Origin of the sequence: Paenibacillus sp. cl130 (assembly GCF_900116035.1) — a bacterium.
In the GTDB taxonomy this organism is placed as follows: domain Bacteria; phylum Bacillota; class Bacilli; order Paenibacillales; family Paenibacillaceae; genus Paenibacillus; species Paenibacillus polymyxa_B.
In genome coordinates this window covers 136691-160689 of record NZ_FOYG01000006.1, presented here as the reverse complement: position 1 = coordinate 160689, position 23999 = coordinate 136691, and the positions used below count along the sequence as shown (strand labels likewise).

General features: G+C 45.1%; 17 protein-coding genes and 1 pseudogene. 11 read left to right on the top strand and 7 right to left on the bottom strand.

Annotation, left to right across the window (positions count from 1 at the left end; genetic code table 11):
* Nucleotides 1–30 precede the first annotated feature (30 nt).
* From BM358_RS17450 to BM358_RS17435, 4 genes are all read left to right on the top strand, one after another.
* Nucleotides 31–1563 carry a hypothetical protein gene (locus BM358_RS17450; RefSeq protein ID WP_028541505.1) on the top strand — a complete coding sequence of 511 codons (1533 nt, stop codon included), beginning with the start codon at nucleotides 31–33 and terminating at the stop codon, nucleotides 1561–1563.
* A gap of 17 nt (nucleotides 1564–1580) precedes the next feature.
* Nucleotides 1581–2741, top strand: a complete 1161-nt coding sequence (locus BM358_RS17445; RefSeq protein WP_028541506.1) for a hypothetical protein — start codon at nucleotides 1581–1583, stop codon at nucleotides 2739–2741.
* Nucleotides 2738–3826, top strand: a complete 1089-nt coding sequence (locus BM358_RS17440) for a Gfo/Idh/MocA family protein (protein WP_028541507.1) — start codon at nucleotides 2738–2740, stop codon at nucleotides 3824–3826. Before BM358_RS17445 ends, BM358_RS17440 begins: the two co-directional genes overlap by 4 nt.
* A gap of 83 nt (nucleotides 3827–3909) precedes the next feature.
* Nucleotides 3910–5322 (top strand): type III PLP-dependent enzyme domain-containing protein, encoded by a 1413-nt coding sequence (locus BM358_RS17435; RefSeq protein WP_028541508.1) that lies wholly within the window; start codon nucleotides 3910–3912, stop codon nucleotides 5320–5322.
* Nucleotides 5323–5412: 90 nt separating this feature from the next.
* On the opposite strand, the gene BM358_RS17430 is transcribed toward BM358_RS17435, so the two are convergent.
* Genes BM358_RS17430 through efeO form a run of 3 tightly spaced genes read right to left on the bottom strand, consistent with a single transcriptional unit; the run spans nucleotide 5413 to nucleotide 9514 of the window.
* Complete coding sequence (locus BM358_RS17430; protein ID WP_028541509.1) at nucleotides 5413–7242, bottom strand: FTR1 family iron permease; 1830 nt, start codon at nucleotides 7240–7242, stop codon at nucleotides 5413–5415.
* A gap of 24 nt (nucleotides 7243–7266) precedes the next feature.
* Nucleotides 7267–8631, bottom strand: a complete 1365-nt coding sequence (gene efeB, locus BM358_RS17425; RefSeq protein WP_028541510.1) for an iron uptake transporter deferrochelatase/peroxidase subunit — start codon at nucleotides 8629–8631, stop codon at nucleotides 7267–7269.
* A 4-nt stretch (nucleotides 8632–8635) separates the two neighbouring features.
* Nucleotides 8636–9514, bottom strand: a complete 879-nt coding sequence (gene efeO, locus BM358_RS17420; protein ID WP_028541511.1) for an iron uptake system protein EfeO — start codon at nucleotides 9512–9514, stop codon at nucleotides 8636–8638.
* A 305-nt stretch (nucleotides 9515–9819) separates the two neighbouring features.
* Between efeO and BM358_RS17415 the strand changes: the two genes are divergently transcribed.
* The 7 genes from BM358_RS17415 (at nucleotide 9820) to BM358_RS17385 (ending at nucleotide 21074) form a co-directional block, all read left to right on the top strand.
* Entirely contained in the window at nucleotides 9820–10047 is a 228-nt protein-coding gene (locus BM358_RS17415) for a helix-turn-helix domain-containing protein (protein ID WP_007431813.1), read from the top strand.
* A gap of 366 nt (nucleotides 10048–10413) precedes the next feature.
* Nucleotides 10414–11991, top strand: a complete 1578-nt coding sequence (locus BM358_RS17410; protein WP_028541513.1) for an RCC1 domain-containing protein — start codon at nucleotides 10414–10416, stop codon at nucleotides 11989–11991.
* A gap of 44 nt (nucleotides 11992–12035) precedes the next feature.
* Nucleotides 12036–17870: an RHS repeat-associated core domain-containing protein gene (locus tag BM358_RS17405; RefSeq protein ID WP_049828410.1), complete on the top strand. Its 5835-nt coding sequence runs from the start codon at nucleotides 12036–12038 to the stop codon at nucleotides 17868–17870.
* Nucleotides 17849–18496, top strand: a complete 648-nt coding sequence (locus BM358_RS17400) for a hypothetical protein (RefSeq protein WP_028541514.1) — start codon at nucleotides 17849–17851, stop codon at nucleotides 18494–18496. Before BM358_RS17405 ends, BM358_RS17400 begins: the two co-directional genes overlap by 22 nt.
* Nucleotides 18497–19416: 920 nt before the next feature.
* A complete protein-coding gene (locus BM358_RS17395; RefSeq protein WP_023990049.1) occupies nucleotides 19417–19899 on the top strand; it encodes a hypothetical protein in 483 nt (160 codons plus the stop codon).
* A 141-nt stretch (nucleotides 19900–20040) separates the two neighbouring features.
* Entirely contained in the window at nucleotides 20041–20532 is a 492-nt protein-coding gene (locus BM358_RS17390; RefSeq protein ID WP_013311697.1) for a hypothetical protein, read from the top strand.
* Between the two features lie 155 nt (nucleotides 20533–20687).
* Nucleotides 20688–21074 (top strand): hypothetical protein, encoded by a 387-nt coding sequence (locus BM358_RS17385; protein WP_176716863.1) that lies wholly within the window; start codon nucleotides 20688–20690, stop codon nucleotides 21072–21074.
* Between the two features lie 73 nt (nucleotides 21075–21147).
* Here the strand turns inward: BM358_RS17385 and BM358_RS17380 are convergent, their stop codons facing one another.
* The 4 genes and pseudogenes from BM358_RS17380 to BM358_RS17370 form a co-directional block, all read right to left on the bottom strand.
* Nucleotides 21148–21762 carry a methyltransferase domain-containing protein gene (locus BM358_RS17380; RefSeq protein WP_233903765.1) on the bottom strand — a complete coding sequence of 205 codons (615 nt, stop codon included), beginning with the start codon at nucleotides 21760–21762 and terminating at the stop codon, nucleotides 21148–21150.
* A gap of 123 nt (nucleotides 21763–21885) precedes the next feature.
* Nucleotides 21886–22017 (bottom strand): annotated as a pseudogene (locus BM358_RS27205) (putative RNA methyltransferase); the annotation flags it as partial.
* Nucleotides 22018–22261: 244 nt separating this feature from the next.
* On the bottom strand, nucleotides 22262–23617 hold the full coding sequence (locus tag BM358_RS17375) for a dipeptidase (protein ID WP_028541517.1): 1356 nt from the start codon (nucleotides 23615–23617) through the stop codon (nucleotides 22262–22264).
* 190 nt (nucleotides 23618–23807) lie between these two features.
* Complete coding sequence (locus BM358_RS17370) at nucleotides 23808–23984, bottom strand: YjfB family protein (protein WP_081819216.1); 177 nt, start codon at nucleotides 23982–23984, stop codon at nucleotides 23808–23810.
* Nucleotides 23985–23999 lie beyond the last annotated feature (15 nt).

The window sequence follows — 23999 nt, the reverse complement described above, 5'->3', positions numbered from 1 at the left end:
AATAATGAAGCAGGAAAGGAAGCAAATCATATGAATGCGATACCGAATCAGCGTCATTTGTATATGGGAACGTTCGAAGCAGAGGTTTACTGGCGGGATGCCCAGTTAGCTTCCCTGCCAGCCCTGCCAGACCGGGCTTCTTCTGCGATTGTAGCAGCCATGGATGAACTGCTGTTCAGCTTTTGCCAGCCGGGAGATGCGTTATTGACCCGTTATGCCATTTCGCCCGTACAGCGTCAGTATATCGCGCAGTTGGGCTTTCATCCGGCTGTCAACGAACGGGACTTGACCGATGGCATGGAGCGTGCAGGCAATGTGTCGACCGCATCAGTATTTGAACTGCTGGGCAGTCGCAAGGCCGATGCCGGAGAGGGGTTTCCTCAACTGGAAGGCTGTGTGCTTAGCCCGTTTGCGGGTTTACCGCATGTGGAGGAGGCTGCACGTGCTTGGGGAATAACACTGCATCAGCCGCCGCTGGAAACGATTCGCAAGGTAAATGCGAAAACGTATTCCTCTGATCTGAAACGCAGTCTTGGTCTGCGCAACCCGGGCTATATTGTGACTTCGTTTGCAGATGTTGCTGAGGCGGGGCGTAAGCTGCTACGGGATGGAAGCTTTTTAATCAAGGATGATTTTGGCGTATCGGGCAAAGGAAACCTGCACATTACCTCGACACAAATGCTGGACCGGATCGTATCGTATTTGCGTGGACAGGAGCGTAAAGGCAAACAGGTGCTTTTCCTTTTGGAGCCTTTTCTGGAGAAAGAGCAGGATTTTTCATGCCAATTTACGATTGGTGATGATGGAAGTGTCGATATCTTATCTGTACAATGGCTGGCTAACACTCAATTCTCCTATCGGGAATCCTTGTCGCCGGACGGGGCATTTTTGGAGCGGCTGGAGCGCGAGGGCTATTTTAGCTTGATGCAGGATGTGGGACGGCAATTGTATCAAGACGGTTATTATGGCGATGTTTGCATTGATTCCATGACACTTCGTGGTGGGAAGCTGGAGCCAATTATCGAAATTAATGCTAGAAAGTCGATGAGTTTGATCAAACATCAGCTCGATACCTTTCTGGCCGGGAAAAATATGCGTGGCACGCTGACGAATTATTCGCTGTCCCATGATGGCAGTCTATCCTATGAAGAACTACTGGAAGGGCTGAAAGGTGAAGGATTGTTGTTCACAGGTGAACGTGAAGAAGGCGTCATGCCTCTGGGTGCCAATACGTTATATGTGAACACAGGTGGACGAGATGGCGAGAACAAGATTGTGGGCCACACAAGCACGCCAAGCAGAAATGCAACCGGACGCGGAGGCAGATCATCTGCTAAGCAGGTTCGTGTAAGCGGGATTGGGGCCAGCGATGGCGGATCAGAAGGGAACGGCTTGGGTAAGCCGGACTTGAATGGTAAAAAAGAAACCGCTGGAAGCGAACGGGCACGAGGCAAGGGTCGTCTTTATTTGGAACTGGTTGCTGCGAGCGATGAGGAAAAAATGCGATTGACTACAAAGCTGGAGCGTTTTTTGGCAGAGCATCATTTTACAGTGCTGAATTAAACGGGAGGCGTATGAGCATGCGTAAGAATACGGATAAGCTTATGAAGGTAACGATTTTGTGTTCCGGTTTCGGATTGGGCTTTTATACCCCTGGCTTGTTGTTGCAAGCGGGTCTTCGCAGGCTGGGCGTGGATACGGCGATTCATGTATTTGAAAATGTGCTGCCAGAATCGGCCCGTCTCAAGGTCGACAAAAGCCGCAAAGCTTACCATGACAATTTTGCGGTGGCCTTAATGTCACAAAAGGTTCCGCAGGATATGCGTAATTCACTGGATCTCGCAGCGATGGAAGTACTGCTGAACCAATGGATAGAGGAAGATCGGCGGTATTTTATATGCTTATCCGGTCATTGGATGTATGTACTGGAGGAGTATCGCAAGCGCAGAGAACCGGAGTCGGTGCATGTGGACATTGTGTATATGGATTCGACACTTTCTCCTTCCTGGAAAAATCTAGCCAAGCATAACCCGCGTTTTGCGGATGGCTGTGGAGAAACGACCTTTTTTGAAAATGATAACAATAGAGTCAGCCACTATATTGATGTCCCGGCTGTGGAGTATGTTCCGTTTGAAGAGCGGCAATCCCGCTTATTCGTACATGGCGGCGGCTGGGGCATGGGCACCTACCGTGACAAGGTTGGACGGTTGGAAGAAGCGGGCTGGGAGCTGGATCTGCTGCTGTATGATCAGGATCAACCGGATGAACAGCGGGACAGTATACGCTATTTTCAGATGGACCCGCAGTGGAGGACATGGCAGCGAAATGAAGCCAGGGAGCATACATTTCCGCCTTTCGGAGAGGTGAAAAAGGGCGAGAAGACAGTGTATCAGGTTGGACCGGATTACCATAGCATGCTGGACCAAGCATGTCGTGTCCAGGCCATTGTCAGCAAGCCAGGTGGTGGCAGCCTAACCGATTCGTTCGCTACAGCCACTCCACTCATTATGCTGGAGCCATTTGGTGTGCATGAAAAGCATAATGCGGATCTATGGGAACGGCTGGGGCTCGGTATGCGGTACGATACGTGGATACAAACCTATGACGGTAGTGCTCAGATACTGGAGGATATGCATCGTAGGATCGTAGAGCTGCGCAGTCGGACGCCGCGTTATATAGAGTGCTATGTGAATAGCATCCAAATGTCAGCAAGCTCACTGGGAATGGAGCAGGGGTCATGAACGCTGCCGCGGCTGCGCAAGAACCTGCGATGCGAGATATTCGCTTTGGGATCATTGGCTGTTCTGCTATTGCTCCGCGTGCCTTGCTGGAACCGATCCGACATGTAGCAGGGGCACGCGTGACCGCGCTTGCGAACCGCACGGTTGCCAAGGCAGGAGAAATGGCAGATCGTTTTGGCGTCAGTGTCATTTATCGGCATGCTGAGGATATGCTAAAGGACCCGGAGATCGACGCTGTATATATTGCGCTCAGCAACGACTTGCATGCCGAGTGGATTGGCAAAGCACTACGGGCTCATAAGCATGTGCTGGTGGAAAAACCGTTATGTCTGAATACGGCTGATCTGGCTCCCTTGGCAGCCACAGTCGAGCAGAGCAGCGCTTACCTGCTGGAGGGAGTCATGGTGCAGCACCATCCTTGGCAGCATGAGCTGCGGAGGATCGTAGAATCGGGGCGTTATGGTCGCTTATGCTCCATAGAGACGAGTCTATGCATTCCGGCAAAAGAAGGACATGCGGACAATTACAGATCTCGTCCTGAGCAGGGTGGGGGATGCTTTTGGGATCTGGGCGTGTACTGGCTACAGCTGCTTCAAGCCGTCGTTGGATTGGAGCAGGCTGAATTCCACAGTCAATCGGATTTTGATGGTCCTCATGGTTGTGACTGGACATTTCGTGCGCAAGCCCGTTATCCGAGCGGATTGAAGGCATCTGCCCTCTTTTCATTTGAGCGCCCTTATCACTGTGCTCATGTACTGACCTTTGATTCGGCAGTAGTCACTTTAAAGGACTGCTTTCGGGCAAATTTAGGTTTTTATAAAATGACACTCAAGACGGAAATAAAGAAGGATATCATGCCGAATATAACGGATGCGGACTCACTGCCTGTGTTATCACAGACATCTTCGCATACCAAAACGGTTTTCGAGCCTATGAACTATTATGTCAATCAGTTGAATACCTTTTGCAGCATCATCCGGGGAGAAGCGGAGCCCATTCCATTTCGCGAGGCTGCTGAACGCGTCAGACTGCTGGCAGCCATTCATGAAGCAGCACGCTCGGGCGAGACGATCTATGCAGTATGAGTATGATTGTGTTTTCGAGCGGTGGGGAGCGAATGATGCAAAATACTGAGTATCAAGGCAAAGAGAGGAGGGGAATTCAGTAGATGGATAAAAAGGACGAAGCCCTACTGGAGCGTTTCGGCGAGCATCCGACGCCATTTTACTATTATGACGGGGATGCGCTGCATGCCCATGTCAGCTCGTTACTATCCCGATTGCACCCGGCCGTGCGTGTACATTATGCGCTCAAGGCTAATGGTAACGTAGCCTTGGCTGGGCTGCTGCGCTCGTTAGGTTGTGGTGTTGAGATTGCTTCGGCTGGAGAAATGTTCGTCGCTATGGAGGCCGGGTACGCTGCGGAAGACGTGCTGTACGCCGGACCGGGAAAAACAGTAGCCGAGCTGAGCGAGGCGGTAGCCTGTGGAATCGGCTGTATTCATGTCGAATCGGTGAGGGAGCTGCGTCTGTTGGAGGACATTGCTGCCCAAGCGGGCCAGCTTGTCAGGGCAGCGGTTCGCATCAATCCCGATAACGACTTGTCTGGAGCAACGATTAAAATGGGCGGTGTTCCGCGCCCCTTTGGAGTGGATGAAGGGCAGCTGGATCACTTTTTTAAGGTGCTGGAAGATTGCCCGCACGTCAATTTTCAAGGTATTCAGGTATATACAGGTACGCAAATGTTGAAATCGGATCAGATTTTAGCTTCATTTGCGAATACGCTACAGTTGGCAGAACGGGTACAGGCTCAGTATGGTGTGGCAATGCATACGGTCAATTTGGGCGGCGGGTTTGGTGTACCTTATTTTGCTCATGAGCAACCGCTCGATATGGATCACGTCATTGACGGACTGAACGCACTCGCGGAGCAGACCCGAACCCGCATGCCCGGGGTTAAGCTAATCATCGAAAGCGGCAGGTATCTGGTCGCTCAATCGGGCATGTATGTCTGCCGAGCATTGTATACAAAGGAATCCAAGGGGGAGAAGTTTGTCGTGGCTGATGGTGGCATGAATCACTACGCCGCAGCTACTTTTCGAGGACGCCGAATTAGGGACAACTACCCGGTGCGAATTATGCGCAGGCAAGCGGGAGAATTGAAAGAGCCCAAAGAACGAGAAGTGGAAGCAACCCTATGGATGGGGCAAAGAGACGCTTCTGCTCAAACGGCTGTGGCTGTCGAACAATCATTAGAAGAGGTTGCAAACCGAATAGGAGGGCCTCTGGAAGAGGCATCCATGGAGCTTGAGACGGTAAGCATTGTCGGTCCGCTTTGTACACCCGAGGATTGTATTGTGAAAAAAGCGCAGCTTCCTCCGATTCACGAGGGCGATTATATTGCCTTTCCGAATGCAGGTGCCTATGGATTAAGCTATAGCCCACTACAATTTTTAGGACATGCTACCCCGACGGAGCTGCTCGATTTTCGTGGGGAGGTGCATGTCATTCGTGAACACGGTGACCGCACAGACCTGCTGCATCATCAGCGCATGATTCCGTTGCCTGAGGATGTGCAGTAAGTATGTAAAAAAACGCCAAACTCATGGGAACCGATATAAATCGAACCTGTGATTTGGCGTTTTTTACATGATCAGTAGGGTAGCATCGACTTATTGTTGCTTGGAGCTGCGCATTTCCTGACGCACAAGCTGCCATACCATAAAGATCAGTACAGCGATTTGTGGGACAAATGTTTCCCAAGTTGGATACATTCCCAGCCAGCTAATGGACGGAAGCGAGGAGGCAGTGTGCCCCGGAAGCTTACCGGCCACCTGAAGCGAATGAATACTTTCGCCCAGGAATCGGAATACGAGATAGTAAATCAGTACAGTGGCAGTCAGGAAAAAGGCGCGAATTGGCAATCGTACACTGAATTTAATGATCGCAAACGCCAGAATGACCAGAATAATTGTCGCTGAGCCAATGCCGATCAGCAATTGTGAGGTTTCGATGGCTGGAGCCATACCGACATAAAAGATAGCTGTCTCGGCTCCTTCACGCAGAATTGCGAGCGCAGAAACCGCAAATAACGACCACAGGCTTCCTCGTGCCAACGCGTTGCCTACGCTGTTTTCCACAAAGCGGTTCCATGCGGCAGCATTGGATTTGCTATGCAACCAGCTACCCACGGTCAGCATCAGCACGACCGCCACCAGCCCGGTGACACCCTCCAGCAGCTCACGCATGCTGCCTGATGCGGCAGCTGCCACCAGTGTGGTGAACAGCACTGCCAGAATTCCGCTCAGCACCAGCCCCGTTCCGGCTCCTGCCCATATCCAACGTCCAGCCACGGCTTCGCCGCTTTTTTTGGCATACGCCAGCAGAGCTGCGAGCACGAGGATAGCCTCCAGGCCCTCACGCAGCAAAATCAGCGCGGCATCCCACGCAGTGTAAGAACGTTCTTCCGTCAACGGACGGAGCCTGTCCAGCATCTGATCAAGAGTCCGAATGGCTTTGTCCGTATTCGGTGGAGAAGACAGCAGATATCCGGAAGTTTCGGTCATTTCATTTTCAATCGCAGTGTAAGACGTCGGATCGGAAATTTGTACATGTCCTTCGACGGAAGGCCACAGAGCGATAAACTGCACTACCTTATCAGCCGCTTGCTCTGATTGATTAGCTACAGCATCTTGGCGTGCGGATTCGAGCAAGGTGACTGCATCGGTCAGAGAAGCTGCCGAACCATTTGCCGTTCCCGTAGCCGTATTGCCTGCATCTGTTCCTTGGCCTGTGTTCACAGACTTGCCCTGACTATAATCAGACAGCAGAGTCGTTAATTCCTGCATTTCCTTAAGAGCCTGTTCTTGGCGAATAGGCTCAGCTTGCATGGAGATGCGAATGAGACTGATTTTAGTTTCGAGCGAACTGTATACCGGAAAATTGTCCAAACGAATCGGTGTTTCTACCTGATACCAGGCTTTGACGATTCGATCGTAATCCACCCGGGCAGCAGCCCAATCGCCTTTTTGCATGGCGGCCAGACTGCCCTTCGCCATGGGAAGTAGTTTTTCCGCTGCTTTGGCTCCAGCCGGGGCTGGTTTGTCCCCTTCGGCAGCAGTGACGTACTCATTGACCGAGCGCGCCAGCACGGATAAGGCAGCTTTCGCTGGTTCCCCGCCGCCACTGGCTAGTGTCTGCTCCGCATCGGTGAGTGCTTGATCTACAGCCGCGATGTGAGCTGAATCTCCGCCATTCGTTTTGGCGGCCTCCCACAGCGTGCGGAATTCTTTCAGATCCTTGGAGGCTTCCGTCCATTGAGCTTGTCCCGCCTCCACCAGCGCTCCGCCCACCACAGGCATCAGCTGATCATTGGTGACAGCTTTGGCATCCGTTTGTGCAAAAGCGACCGACCCGGAGCCGGACATGAACGGAGTGACGGTCAGCAGCAGAGCTGTCACCAGCACAAACACCCATCCCAAGCTTTTATTGCGCCGATTCATATAAATCCCCTTCCTTGCCTGCTGCTAAAATAACGTATCCCCGATGTAGCCGCCTTGCGATACACCCGGGAAGCAGGCGAACACCGCACTGCCTTTGTGTACAATGTATTCGTTCAGCTTGTCATTGCGTGCAAGCTTCTCCTGAATATGAACGAACTGCTTGAACAGATCACGCTGGTAGCTGATGAACAGCAGCCCGGCATCCAGCTGCCCTGTTTGCTTGTCCAATCCGCTTGAATACGAATAAGACCTCCGCAAAATATTAATGCTCCCGTCCCCATGAGCCAAAGCCACATGAGAGGTGGGAGGCGTAACTGGCTTGCCTTCCGGATTTTTGGCCGCCAGATCAAGCTTGTCGAACTCCTTGACCTTACCGAGTGGGGCCCCGCTGCTGCGATGGCGTCCAAAAGTATCCTCCTGGTCGCCCAATGTTGAGCGATCCCACACCTCTACCCGCATGCGTACACGGCGTACAGCCATATAGCTGCCGTCGTCCATCCATGCTGGTCCGTCACTGGTCTGTGTCCACACCAGCCGATTCATCTCGTCTGCCTTGGAGGTGTCCGGGTTCCCCGTACCGTCCTTGAAGCCCAGCAAATTGCGTGGTGTGCTTCCCGCAGGATCGGCCTGTGCTGTTCGCTGGAAGCCTTCCTGCGTCCAGCGAAGCACCGCCGTTCCTCTGGCAATACGCGCCAAATTACGCAGGGCATGGAAAGCTACCTGCAAGTCATTGGCACATACCTGCACTCCGATATCGCCGCCGCACCATTGCTCCTCCAGGGCATCCCCTTGAAAATGGGGCAGCTCACGGAACTCGGCAGGTTTAAGCCCTGCCAGGCCGTATCGTCCATCAAAAAAGGATGGGCCCACGCCAAAGGTGATCGTCGTGCGGGATGGCGACAATCCTGCCGCCTCGCCTGTATCGGAAGGAGGGAGGTTGAGATTTTCATTATCGTTGCCAAGCAGCACGCCAGAAGTCATTGTAGCACTTGCTTCCGTCCAGGCTTTGAAGAGGCTACGCACCTGTTCCTTGTCACTGGTTGTTAGATCGAAAGCGGCGAAGCAGATGAAATCCTGCGCCGGAGTCACAATACCTGCCTGATGCTTACCGTAAAAAGGGATTACATCTTTGGTATCCGCATCCGTCATCATGCTTTCGAGGCGTTGACCGGCTGACAGCACGGCTCCCACGCCCCCGCCGCCAAGCAGGAGGCCTAGTCCACCTACCCCGGCCAGCTTCAATAGGTCTCGGCGTGATACGGATTTGCTTTTTCCTGACGACTCATCTTCCACTAGCTTCGCATCCTTTTTTACCAGATCAGCCTGTTCATTATGGGATTCCGCATACTGCGGCTTTTCTTGCCCTTTTTGCCGCTTAAAGCCTTTCATATCATTACACTCCTAACAATTTCCCCATTTGGGACAACGGTTCTGCCAAGGCATCGAGGTTTTGGCTCAGCTTTTTAACTTCTTCCGGTTTCAGTTTTGTATACGATACATAGCCTTCTCCGTCTTTAAAAGGAGCCAACTCCTGCTGTAAGGCCGCAAAGCGCTCACCGATTTGTTTTTCCAATGCCGCATCTTTTTGGTTCAGATCTGTTTTCAAAATGTCATATATCTTTTGCGCGCCTTCTACATTGGCAGCAAAATCGTACAAATCCGTATGAGAATATCGCTCCTCTTCACCCGTCACCTTCGAGGTAGATACTTCATTCAACAACTCGACTGCACCCGTTACCATCAGGCTGGCGTCAATATTAACTGTTTCTACTTTGGCACGCAGCAGCTTGGCATCACTCAGCAGTCGGTCGGAAAACTCGTCCATTCCTTTGGTTGTGTTTTCTTCCCATAATGTTTTTTCAATACGGTGAAAGCCGCGCCAATCCGCTGCATCCACATCACCGTCACGTGCATCAATATTCGGGTCAAGATCACCCAGCGCTTCTGCAATCGGTTCAATCCGTTCATAGTACATACGTGCAGGGGCATACAGCGCCTTGGCTTTATCCAGTTCGCCAGCTTTGACCGCGTTCGTGAATTCTTCTGTCTTCTTCACAAACGTATCGCATTGCTCGATAGCATAGGTTCGGTAAGCGGCTACCGCTTGATCAAAATTGGGGGCAGAAGCGGCAGGAGTCGTTGTCTGTGTTGTGGCTCCTGCATCTTTGGTCGTTGCGGCAGGCTGCTGAGTAGCAGTTCCGGTTTGTCCGCAACCTGCGAACAGAATAGAAGAGACCAGCACTCCGGCCGGTACGGCATAACGTAGTTTCATAATCAATGAACACCCTTTCTGGCCAAACTGGCCCTGAACCATAGTCTGTTGCGCGATATCTATATCGAATTTTTATTTTGATAATGATTATCAGTCGCGGTTTTTCTTATCATAAGGCTGGCCCATATGCCTGTCAATACATAATTTAGACACAAAGTCCAACCCATCATTAAAGCAGCAAGTAAGGTGCCTATGCCCATTTTTATCCGCATATTGAACCATACCCGAGCACATGACATAAAATGTGTTGACTGTATCCCTTAACCTTGTTACACCACACAAAACCCGAGCAAGGAGGGGTGAAATTGACGAAGGGTAACGACCACAAAAACAAGTTTTTGTTAACTCACCGTGAACGTGAAGTATTTGAACTGCTCGTGCAGGACAAAACAACACGTGACATCGCCGGACAGCTATTTATTAGCGAAAAAACGGTCCGAAACCATATTTCCAATGTGATGCAAAAATTGAACGTAAAAGGTCGTTCACAGGCGGTCGTAGAATTAATCAGGCTTGGCGAATTAAAAATCTGACCTCTCGTTCCTTGCGGGGTACAAAGTCTTCTCGATGATCCTTCGACAGTGAAGGGTGGTCGGGAAGGCTTTTGTTTTGTGAGAATTTTGAAAAAATGCATTTTAGATTGAATAAAAAAGGTTTTATTTTAAGTGAAAAAATTTGAATATATGATCTCATTTCTTATTTCGATATAAAAAGACAAATTTCGACAAAAAATGCTATATCTTTTTTTTGTTATTTAAATGATAATAGTTTTCATTCTCACTTTTAATAATGCTTAAAACAAGGGGCTGTCAGTAAATGAAAAAGAATTTTATGTAAGTGGAAGGTTTATATGCCTCCGAGCGGCATTTATTATCACAGTTACAGAATGGAGTACGAAAATGAAGAAAGCATTTAACACAAAGATTTTCATGGTCAAGCTGTTTTTATTTTTTTTACTGTTTTTTTCAATGTGTTCTAGCCATTATATTTCTGCTGAAGCAGATTTCGAGAGACTTCCAACGAATGTATCAATAGGTGGAACACATGTTCTATTAGTGGATCATAAAGGAAAAGTGTGGGCGTGGGGGAAAAGTACCAAGGGACAGTTGGGATTGGGAAATACGTCTGACGCGTATGGGCCTACGTTGATTCCTACTTTATCCAATATTAACTCAGTGGTGGCTGGTAAAGAGTTCAGTTTGGCACTGGATCAAAATGGTGAGGTGTGGAGCTGGGGAGACAATGCTACTGGACAGTTGGGAATGAGCACTTATGCAAATCGAACGGTACCTGTAAAAATACCAGGTTTAAAGAATGTGGTTGAAATTGCTGCTGGAAATGAACATAGTATGGCTTTGAAATCCGATGGATCAGTGTGGGTGTGGGGGAGTAACGTCAGTGGACAGCTTGGTCTTCCCGCAGAATTGGATGAGACACCTACTCCCCTTAAGAATGATAACCTCATACTAATTAAAAAAATTGCGGCAAATGGAGATAATTCGCTAGCTTTACGGGACGATGATAAATTGTTTTCATGGGGAAGTAATGGGTTTGGTCAGTTGGGAGATGGGACTCAAAGTACAAGATATAGCCCCGTACAAGTAAAGGGTGTGAATCAAATTTCAAAAATTTATCAGGGGATGTATCATACAGCAGTTATAACTTCTGATGGATCGGTATGGACATGGGGAGCGGGTTTTACTGGGGCTCTTGGCCACAATAAAAATTTTCTATTACCTAACAAAGTAGATGATATAGGCCATGTTAAACAGCTTGCCTTAACTGGATTATCCACACTGGCCTTGAAAGAAGAAGGTACTGTTTGGGGATGGGGAGCAAGTGCGTTTGGAGAGTTAGCCAAAGAAAAGAATAGAACAGAAGATCAAATGGCAGCAATTACACAGATTAAAGAATTAGACAATATCCAATCTATTTATTCTCAAGAGTCAACAGCTATGGCGTTTAATAAGCAAGGAGAATTATATTCATGGGGTTCCAATAAAAATTTACGTTTAGGAATATATAGTTCTGAGCTTAAAACACCACAATTAATTAATCCTATTGAAATATTCTCAGCAAAAGAAATTCCGTTACCACCACAGAACTTTAGGTTAGAAAGAATTGATGAGCACAAGATTAGGGTTAAATGGGATGCTCCACAGAACGCCGAGCTTATCAGTGGATATGATATATTTGTCGATGATTTTTTTATAGATACCGAGAATAATACAACATTCACTAAAGAATTAAACATCGATAAAGTGTCAGGATACACAATTACGGTAAGCTCAAGAAATACTGCAGGAGAGCGATCAGAGCCTACTAAAGGTATAACAATACGCCCTTATAGTAGTTTGAAATATATTTACGATGCAGCCGGGCGATTAGAATATATCGAAAAAGGTGGCAAACAAATTCTACGATATGAATACGATAACAACGGTAATCTGCTTCGCTCTATAAAAATGAATCCTTAAATAAAGCAATGTAACTTATTTAATAGCAGACAGGAGTAATGAACTTGACAGCAAGACTGAAAAAAATCACATCCATTATTATCATTACAGCATTTATCTTCGGGTGGGTTGGAGAAGTGGTTCCGTCTACTATATTCGCTACCGAAGAATCAAGCAATCCAGTTGCTAGCGTAACATCAGAAGTGTATTCTGCTGGTTCTGAATTAGACAGGCCACTCCCTGTCAAAGCATCGGTATATGATGAAGTGTATGGTTGGCAGGTGAGACAAGGTACCTTCATTGAACTTAAGGGCGATGAAATGCCCAAAACCGTTATTGGAAGTGTATATAGCACAGAAAATTATGATAGCAGTGTCACCGATCAGGTATATGGCAATACGAATGAAATGCAAACTAATAGTGTGACAAATGATGTATATTGGGATGATTCAAAAAAAACACCCCCCTTCATACTAAGCCTTCTTTCTATGAAGATGGCGGCAGTTAAACCTCCTGTAGTTTCGGAGCAGGCACCTGTTTATGATAAAACAAAATTTAACGAAGCTCCATATAGTGTAGGAAATAATGGTGAATCCATATCTACACTTACGGGTAATCTTTCGCTGGAAAGCACAGATATGACGCTACCAGGTAGAAACGGCCTAGGTTTTTCATTGAGGAGACAATACAACACCTCTGATGCTCAATTTTATGAGATGGACGTGCTGGATAATTCCTATGATCAGAGCTTGTACAAATACTGGGTCAATTATAATGCGGTGAAAAGATTGATTATACCGCAATATGAAGTGAAGTTTACTCAAAAACGTTGGAAGCAATATGATTATGGTAATGATGGATCGGTCGATCAAGAGACAGATTATCAATACGTCAATCAAACGAAAGGACCATATAGCAACGAGGCTACGGCTAGAAACACTGCTGCTGAACTGAGGACTTACCAGATTCCAGATGATCAGAAGCGTGTCAACGATTATCGAACTCAGTCACGCTCATCTAACTTCACAGGCTCTATTTTTTACAGTAAGAATGGCTACTCAGGCACACTGTACACCAGTGGTTCTCCATACGTAATCTCTGGTTCTTATTCACAAGGTGGATCAAAGACGATCACAGATTCTTGTACTAATAGTATTCCTGGTAAATATGATTCAAAAGGGATTTGGCAAAGTACAGGAAGTGGTAGCTCTTGTCCAGCCTCTAAATCTTATAACAGCGATGGATATACAGGTACTTTAAACCGCTCAGGTGTAACTGATACTGTAAAAGAATGTTCTTCGCCAAATAAAAGTGTAGCTGGTTATGTATGTACCAAACAATTTAGAGCTAATTATTCTGGCACTGTAACCAAGCCTACTATAGATACTCGGACATGGAAGCAGGAATACAGCGGGACTATTGTCAAGCCGGGTTATACAAGCAACGTAGCATACAGCGCTTGGCAGCATGACGGAAATGGAAATGTTACCAGAGACGCTTTCACCCTGGAGGGAACAGCGGAGGTTCTAACCTATTACAATGAAGGACCTGTGGAAAGCGTAAGATTATCTGAGACCTTCGATGATATGGAAGAAGCCGAATCTTTTGCCGCCTATATAAATGGACAACCCAACGGTGCGCCTATTGGTCGCCAAAACGGATATAACTTCTATTTAAGCAACCCGGGCGCCTATGTCTACATTGAAACGATAGGTCAATATCGGGTACATATTTATCGTAACAAAGTCATTAAACCTGCAAGAGATACTCAATATCCACTTGGTAAAGGCTGGTCATGGAAGCTTCCCTATGTAGAGACTAAGGATCAGAAAACATATGTCCATCTCATGGAAGGTGGAAGTTACGAGATTCAGGGAACCACTTTGAAGGGATACCCGTGGAACGGTCTTAGTTATTCGCCTGATACATCTATATCCGTGAATGGAGAAGTGTCCAGTCATGTGCTAGCGACGATCACTGGAGCATGGAAGCAGTATTTTAGTGCTGATGGTCGATTGTTGCAGATTTCGGACAATCATAACAACCAGGTTCAATTTATGTATAGTAAGAATGAATCAGGTGTACCGCTGCTGACAGCCGTCCGGGATGCTGTGGGGAACACGATTCAGATCAGCTATTCACCAACTGATGTTACGATTAGCAAGGGAAATGAACGTGTCGTGTATCACAAACGTCAGGAGCAAAACGTAGAGTTGCTGGACAGTGTTACAGATGCAAAGGGACGTAATACCTCCTATTCATACCTGCTGGCAAATGCGAGTTTTAACCTGTTGTCCTTTGATGCGTCGCGAGGGGTATCTAATCCATATGCGTTAATGACACAGATTCAGCATCCGACAGGCGCGTCTACTGTATACACTTATGAGAACACACCTGTTAAAAGATACATGGGTGTAAGCTCTTTTAATGAAGCTTATCGAATGAAGTCGCGTAGAGACCAGATGGTTACCGAACAAGGAACGAATGAAGAATATAATCGTCAAACGGTATTTTACAATGGTGACATGGGTTCTTCTTATCAAAAGAATCTTCAATTCTCAGCAGCACTGGATGATGGGTTAACGGTATCTACCTATAATTATAAGAAGGCATTTGTTGACACGAACACAAGTGAGCAATATTATCTGGAGTCCTCGACAGTCAAGGCGGACCAGATTGAGAAAACGACGAATTACAGCTATGAAAAGTATGTTTCAGGACGTAGCTATGCAGCACCGGAACCTACTTCTATAAGAATGACCACCAATGTTAATGGCGATACACAATTCTCAAACACTCAATATGATGACTATGGTAGCGTTATTCAAAGTACAGATGACACAGGGGCTATGGTAACTAATACTTATGATGATAAGCAACGGTTACGAACGACTCGTGAATCCGCTGACACCAGTTCCTATCATTATACAGAGCTAGCACGTAACGGGCTTGGAGATGTCACGGAAATGACGATTCGTCGGGATAACGCATCGGGTGAGTTGCTGCAGCGTGTCAAATATGACGGAATAGATGACTACGGTAATGTAACGAGTCAGACGATACTCAACGGTAATCAGCAAATTACGACCCGAACGGAATATGGCGGACAGTATGGTGGTGCTTATCCGACAAGTCAGTCTGTTGGAACGACTGATGTGGATGGTAAAAAGTCTGTTATTCGTATGAATTCTGAATACGACCTCTCAACAGGTAGATTAACAGCATCCACAGACGGTAAAAACCAGCGAACGACATATCAATATGACGTGTTGGGCAGAGTCATGAAAGTCATTTATCCAGATGGAAAGACCCTGGAAGTGAGCTATGACGATCAAAATAACACCGTAACAGTAAAAAATGAATTGGGTATTCAAACACAAACTCGTTGGAACGCATTGGGATGGAAAACACGGGAAGGTTACTGGAGCGGACAAGGGTATCAATTGCAGTCGAAATCCAGCTATGACAGCTTTGGGCGTTTGGATTCCAACTCCGATGCTCTAGGCAATGCAACACGTTATTTTTATGATAACTGGAGCAGACCCACTCAAACTGGTTATGCGGACGGCTCTATTTCCAGAGTAGTGTACAATGATGCTAGTCGTACCGTTACCAGAATTGATGCAGAAAACTACCAGATCATTGAAAGTTATGATACTTGGGGACGTAAAAGCAAAACAGAGGAAAAGGTTCCTGGTGAGACCTCTCTCAAACTGTTAAGCAAGCAAAGCTACGACAAGATTAGCGGTAACATCTTGAACGCTTGGGATGGAAATAACAATAAGACTTCTTACACGTATGATGTGCTTGGTCAATTGAATTTGGTAACCAACGCTAAAGGAGAGACTACTCAATACAGTTATGATATGATGGGTCACCCCGTCTCCGTAACCTATGCGGACGGTAATCAAAAAAGTAAAGAGTTCAATGAACTGGGTCAGGTTATTAAAGTAACTGATGAAAAAAATCAGGTTAGCAAACAATACTATGATGAAAATGGGAATCTGATTCGACGTGTGGATCGTAATGGTCAGGCCACTCGTTATGATTATGATGTGCGTGACCGTCTGCAGCAGCGTGAGAGCAAAGATGAAACGGTTAGCTACACGTATGATGCGACAGGCAAGCGTACCAGCATGACAGATACAACAGGCAAGACGTCGTATCAATACGATCCATCCACTGAACAGCTAACAACGGTTACATTCCCAGATGGTTTGCAATTAAAGAACCAATACGATGCAAATGGTAATCGAACCAAGATGAAGGACCCCTTCGATGGTGATGTATTTTACACCTATGATGCACTTAATCGTTTAACATCAGCAGGAACAGATGCTTCTTCTCCAGACGCCAAGTATACGTACTATAAAAATGGTCTCTTAGAACAGACAATTTCATTAAACGGCTTAAAACACCAATTCCAGTACACTGGGCTAGATATGATTGGGTTGAGTGTGAAGCAAGGGGAACAATTTAAAGATACTTTTAAATATACAAGAGACGGAAACAAAAATATTATTAAACGGCAACAACAGGGAAAAGAAGATAGCTTCCAATACGATGCGTTAAACAGAATTAAAGAATCAAGCGAATTTAATACATCTTATGAGTACAATGTACGTGGTAATCGTCAAATTCTCATGACAGAGAAACTTCCTAAAATGGTTCCCTCTGAGCATACGTTTGATGCACAGGATCGTTTAACCCGGGTGGTGAAGAACGGGAAGACGATACAGTATACCTATAATGGGGATGGATTACTGGTAGGTCGGACTGAGGGACCAAACCAGACCCGCTATTACTATGACGGGGATCAAATCATTGCCGAAGCAAGTGTAGTAAACGGCACGCCTCAGCTCAAAGCTCGTTATATCCGTGGTCAAAAATTGGAAGCCATCCAATATACAGATGGTACTAAGGCCTATCCGTCATACAATGGACATGGTGATGTCATAGAGCTACGCGATCAGATTGGAAATGTTCTTAACACGTACGCTTATGATATTTGGGGAAATATGACCTCATCTCAGGAAAAAGTCCACAATCCATTCCGATATTCAGGTGAGCTGTGGGATGATGCGGCCGAGCTGCAATATCTACGTGCGAGATGGTACGATCCTTCTAACGGAAGGTTTATCAATGAGGATACGTATGAAGGAGATATTAGTGATCCGTTAAGTTTAAATTTGTACACGTATGTACAGAATAATCCACTAATATTTTCTGATCCTACTGGTCATGAAGCTTTACCTAATTTTGATTTTTACGAGATGAAACGAGAAGGACTAAAAGTAATAGAAGGTGGAAAAAAGGGAGCAATCCAAGGAGGTAAAAAAGGTGGGTGGTTTGGTATCGCAATAGGTGTCATCATGGGCTCTATTCTGATAGCAGACCATGATGGCGATACTCAAGCTAACATAAATGCTAATATCGCATCTAATTTTAATTTACCATTGATTAGTTCGGCCCAAGCTGAAAAATTCAAAAATGATAAAAAAAGACAAAAATATGTATACAGAGCTATAAATGATAAAGACGTTAAAAATCTAGTAGCTGGAAAAGATTTATCAGCTAAAAACCCATATGGCCTTTGGAATCTAACTTCACATATAGCATGGGGGTCCGTAAAAAGCCGTAGGCCTGAAACTAGCGATCCTTGGATATCTACATCTAGATTTTTAGCTATTGCAAGAACTAGATATGATAAAGGAAATGGTACTGTTGTAATTGATTTGGGAAAAGTTAATTCAAAATATGTGTGGGCTATGGATCATTTGGATCCAAAACATTCAGATTATCAAAAAGCCGTTGCTTTTGCACGAACTGATCAAGAATATTCAGTGTTTCAATATGTAAATAGGAGTGCGATAGTGGGATGGATTCCAAAATTCGAATGAAAAATGTAGAAGATAAATTATATACCTTACTGGTTGATATTGAGGTGACACTACGAAGCAAAATAAGAATAGATTTCCAAATCCTCTTTGAAGTAACTTCATCTTTAGATGAATTAATTAAACTCTCAGAAGATTATCACTTAAAGAAGAAAATAATATATTATCTTTTAGGGACCCATTCTTATATTATATCTGAGATTTCATATTCAGATAGCGAAAGGAGAACTAGACTAAAAAAATTCCTAGAAAAGTTTGAAGAAATTATTGAGTCATTCCTTAAAAGTCTAGTAGTTAAGAGTAATATAGGCCAAGGTTATGACAAAGCAAAATTAAATAAAATTCTTATACAACTAAATAATTATCAAGAAATAATTAAGAAAAATAATAAGTTCACTGATACTGAGTTTTTAAATTTATTTGATCTCTTAGAAATGGTGACCCATTTAAATATTAACAAAGACTCAATTGATATAGTTTTAGTGTATACATTGTTTTCTTTATGGAAGTTTATTATTAGAAAATCAGATTATTTAGAAAGACTAATAGCATATAATGAGAATGATTCAGAACTTTTTAATTATTTCAATATATTAAATTTAATCGAAAAAAATGTAGAAATTAGATGAGTTACAACTCCAACTCTATTCCTTAGCTTTTAATTGTTGTCTCAAGGCCTCCCTGTTGATTTCTTACTAGTAGGATAGTAAAGATTTGGATGAGGTTCCGAGGAGTTGGAATGGCTAAAAATCTGAGTACATTCTCAATATAATGAATTCTCCAAGCAACACAAACGAAAGCAGTCTATAATATAGACGGAGAGTATGTAGGTGATTTCTTTTATTTAGATAGTCCATAGAATTGGTTTTGTGAATGGTTTGGAGCTATTCAATCGTTCACCATCATTTTGGATAAAAAGCGTTTTTCTATTGGGAGATTAATAATTTTGTTGTTTGGAGATGCTATAGTGAATTTTTTTGAATTAATCTAACAGTGAGCATAAGGCGACGATTGAAAGCAATCGTCGCTGTTTTTTTACTGAACATTGTATAAGTTCAAGGTATTTTCTTTTTGGAGAATACCTTGGAAAATTTCACACTCTGTGGGTCGAAAGATGCTTTATGGTTTAAACAAATGATTATAGATTTAGATAAAATATATTTACGTCTTAAGGAATGTAAAAAACGATTAAGCCACTGAAATATGTGGGAATTTGCGTGTAAATGATGTACTATATATAGAAGGAAGAAACTACCATTAGAGATCATAGTGCAACTAACAGGAGTGATCAAAACATAAGACTGTACCACAAAGTTATACTAAGATAGAAATGCATCTGGTGATAGTCTAAGAATATAAATCCCTACAAAGCAGTATTCAGCATGACGACAGGATGGAAGATGGATCAGGTTTTGAGCTATACTTTTATATATAGGTGTTGAAGAAGAATCACAAGGCAGAAAAAGCTCATTGCTTCAGGTAGTAGGAAGTAGCTTTTGCCTAGAGCTACCTGTGGTATATTCTTGATCGGAGGTGAACGTTAAGACATATGACACCCAACCAACACTTGATGACTTATACGCTGAACAGCGGTATAAAGGGAACTGTCGACCTAACCAGTAAGCAGGTGCAGGAATGGATCAAAGCATATCGAATTGGCAGCAAGTTTGTAACGGTTGTGGGGAAACAGTATTTTGGTTTAAACCCTGAGTTGGTAGCAGATTTCAAGGTACATAATGAATACTCGGAGCAGAGAGAACACATATCCATAATACAGCCTGTAATGGAACGCAAAGCTGTAGAGCTGGACCCACTGGTAGAGGCGTACAGCCAGTATAAAACATTAATTCAGGTAGAATGTAAATGTGGTGCTTCCTATATAGAAGAGTCACCGCATAAAAGAACCAAGTGGTCATGCAAGGAGTGTAATAACATTGTGTTCCTAGATCGTAAAAAGGGCATGGTGGATACGGATAAAGGCAAGGCGTGGTACATGACCAACAAATACTATGTGGAAAGACAAAGCAACTGACAGATTGTCAGTTGCTTTCTAACCATACACTCACACCTCTTATGTGCTTACCGAGATATATTAAGTCTTTTGCCAAATAATAAAATTGATGTTTTTTGCGCTTTGTAGTACATTATCAAGTGTATTATAAGGAGGCTTCTCATGTACGGACATAGACAAGATGATACTTTATACATCATGACTTACACATTAAATAGTGGTATCAAGGGCACAGTGCCTTTGTCTAATCAACAGATACAGGAATGGCTTGAGTGTTACAGAATTGGCAAAAAATTCGTAACCGAGATCGGCAAAGAGTACTTTGGACTGCATGCGGAACTGGTGGCTGATTTTAAAGTTCATAATCAGTATTCAAGCTATCAGGAGGTTATTATCCCGATTCAACAGCCGGACACTGGCCTAAAAGAGTTGTCCCAGGCTTACAAATCAACAGAAACCTTAATTAAAGTAGATTGCAAATGTGGTACATCGTATGTAACAGAATCTCCCTTTAAGCGGACCAAGTGGTACTGCACCAAATGCCGGGAGATTGTTTTTCTCGACAACAAAAAGGGAATGGTGGATACTTCCAGAGGCAAGGCCCATTATATGACCAATAAGTATTTTGTGGAACGGGAAACAACTGGCGTATAAGCCGGTTGTTTTTTTGTTCGTAAGGTTTGTACATGTCCTGACTTTTCAAAGCCGATTGCGCTATAGTGAAAAAGGGGAAAGATAAATCTTAATATAACGATAGTCAGGTGGTGAACGTCATCCGGGAAGATCATACGAATGGTGCAAGAAACCGCATGAGCACGAACCATGTGTACATAAACGAAACGCTTCATTTGGAACAAATCATAAGTGACCTGCGGGTGATGGGCTATGTGGCTTTTCATCATCATCCGCAAATCACAGGTGAGATTGATGAGCTGGAGGCGTTAAAAAAGCAACTATTATCGTTTTTTCAACAGCATCATGTATTGTGGATTGAGCTTGATCCGCTAACGCAATATGTGGTGGTGAATAACATGGGGAAGGCAACGGTGCTCAAACTCATGGGTCGGAAATTGAACCCGCTACGGGATCTGAGAGCAAACGCTGCTTTGGCTGGACAGCCGCTGCATGAGTTGGATCGGGAGATAGAACGGCTCAATCGGCTAGCTCACCTGTTGCGCTACACCCGTTTTTCTTAAGCGACGGGACTAACGTAAAAAAAAGCATTCACGAAGCATGGATGGTTCCATGCTGTGAATGCTTTTTAGTATTCTATTTTTTACCGCATAAGATGAGCAAATCTACTGTGACATACGGTAAATTTATTTCCTGCACTTGCTGCCAGTCTGCTTCCGTAGCTCCCCACGATAAGGGAGTCATATGGAGCAAAGGTTTCATGAGGTCGGCATTTAACATAAAACGATAGGTTAACCGTTCGGCGGATAGAAGTTTAAAATGATCTTTAAATCGGCTTAATATATTGTCATTCGAATAAGCAGGCTTATTCTTTTTCTGTTCATACAAGCATCTCAATTCCCGAAGATAATATTGTTCGGGAATGACCTTCAGGACGCAGCCGTCCTCCGAAAGGATTCTTGTAAATTCAGCATAATTAGAAGGGGATAAAATATTGAATACACCGTCAAATTGTTGATTTGAAAACGGACAATGAGCCAGATCCGCAACACACCAGAGGGTATAAGGATATTCTTTGGCTGCGGCCACAATACCTTCTTTAGACAGATCCATACCTACGCTTGTAAGCTCAGTGATTCCCTTCCAGGTCAGCTTATCCTGAATGTGGCTCAAATGAGTGCCTTCCCCGCAACCTGCATCGAGCAAGTAAAGGTGTGATTTTTGATCAAACAGTGGCTTCATAAATTTCATTATAGTGCTGCTTATCGCTACATTTAAGGGATCGAAAAATCCGTTATTGCACATCATTCTTCTGGAGGAAAATAGTTGTTTATCATATTTAGTCTTATAGGACCGGGCGGCTAAATGTAAATACCCGTATTTTGAGAGATCATAGCAATGCTGATTCGTACATAGGAGGCTTTTACCTTCCACCATACGCATCGGTTGAGAGCATAGAGGACACCTAAAGAGATGTTGATGCTTTCCAATTAGGTCAGCCTTCATCTCGTGTTTATTCCATTTGGACACAGAAAAGCACCCCGTTCATTCGTATTTGGTGAATGAAAAAAGGCACAGCCAAATAGACCCAACCCATTTTCGGAAAAATGGTTGAGTTTTCATGAACTGTACCTCACATTACCGTAAACGAATAAACTGAATAATCATATTATGTAGCGCTCCTCAAAAAAAAATAGAAAGGGCTTTCGCCCTCTCTATTGTAACTTAGTCATAAGAAGTTGTCATGTGCTTACACTGATTTCAAAAACTCTACAATCGTCAGCAGACCCTTGTCAAAATTGTCCAAGTTAAAATGCTCGTTTGGCGCATGCAGGTTCTCATCTGGCAAGCCGAAGCCCATCAGCACGACTGGGGCAGTCAGCACACGGGAGAAGGTCTCCACGATTGGGATAGAGCCTCCATCCTTGGTAAAGAGGGCACGCACACCGTATACCTTCTCAAAAGCATCGGCCGCCGCTTGCAGAAACGCGTGTGACGGGTCGATGTTAAAGGCGTTCGCTTTTTCACCCTGTTGAATATCCAGGGTAGCTCCTGCCTGAACATGGGCGCGCAAATGGCGCTCGATTTTGTCCAGAATGTCTTGCGGATTCTGGTTAGCCACCAAGCGGCACGTGATTTTAGCATGAGCTTCTTTTGGAATGACCGTTTTCGTGCCTTCCCCTTGGAAGCCACCGTATACGCCGTTCAGCTCCAGTGTCGGACGTGCCCCAACACGCTCAACGAAGCTGAATCCTTCTTCGCCATAGAGAGAATCAAGTGCAAGATCTTGTTGCAGCTTGCTCTCATTGAAGCCTTGCTTCACGAATTCTTCTCTCATCTCTGCCGATAATGGAGCAACATCGTCGTAGAATCCTTCGACGCTTACGCCGCCTTTGTCGTCATGCAGGGTTGCCAGCAAGGAAACCAGAGCATGCAGGGCATTCGGCACGCCGCCACCGAAAGAGCCGGAATGTAGATCTGTGTTCGCCGTGTGAATGGCGACTTCCAGTGAACATAGTCCACGCAAACCTGTGCAAATGGCAGGCTTCCCTTTTTCGATCAAGGAAGTGTCGGACACCAGTACAGCATCCGCAGCCAGACGTTCAGCTCCAGTTTGCAAAAACTCAAGCAGGTTCGGACTGGACACTTCTTCCTCGCCTTCAATGCAGAATTTGATGTTCAGCGGCAATTTTCCTTCCTGCTTCAAAATGGCCTCAACTGCCTTAATGTGCAAGAAAACCTGCCCTTTATCATCTGTCGCTCCGCGCGCATACAATTTTCCATCACGGATGGATGGCTCAAACGGTGGCGTTTCCCACAGGTGAAGCGGATCTACGGGTTGTACATCATAGTGTCCATACACGAGGATCGTTGGTTTACCAGGTGCGTGCAAATGATCCGCATATACCAGCGGGTGCCCTTTGGTTGGAATGATTTCAACGTTTTCCAGACCGGCAGCAGTCAGTTTGGCAGCCAGCCAATCAGCTGCTTGGTTAATGTCTTTTTTGTGCTCCGATAATGCTGAGATACTCGGAATGGACAACCACTCCTGTAACTCGCCCAGTTGTTGCTCTCTGGCTTTTTCAAAATAATCAGAATAACTCATAAACTATGTATCCTCCTTTTTCAATGTAAATCGTGTGAATGTTGCGCTATCCTCCGAACCGAGGTCGTGGACGATATTTCTAGTTTACTACGTTTTGTGCTGAACGAAAAATAGGGAGATAAAAAAACGATTCTACCCGGGTCTGTCCAGACCTGAGCAGAATCGCCCTTAACCAAGCATATGGATGTACTTATGCGCGAATGTCCAGTTGACCGCCAAGATGAGGCTGTACGCTTTTTTCCATCATCTGCACTAAAGCCTGTCCTTGTTCACTGGCCTGATCCTTAGCCATACTTAATACCTTCATACTTACGGCTTGAGCTAAGCTGGCCTGACTCATACCTGTTGATAATGCTGCGATATCCATGTTCCAACCCTCCCT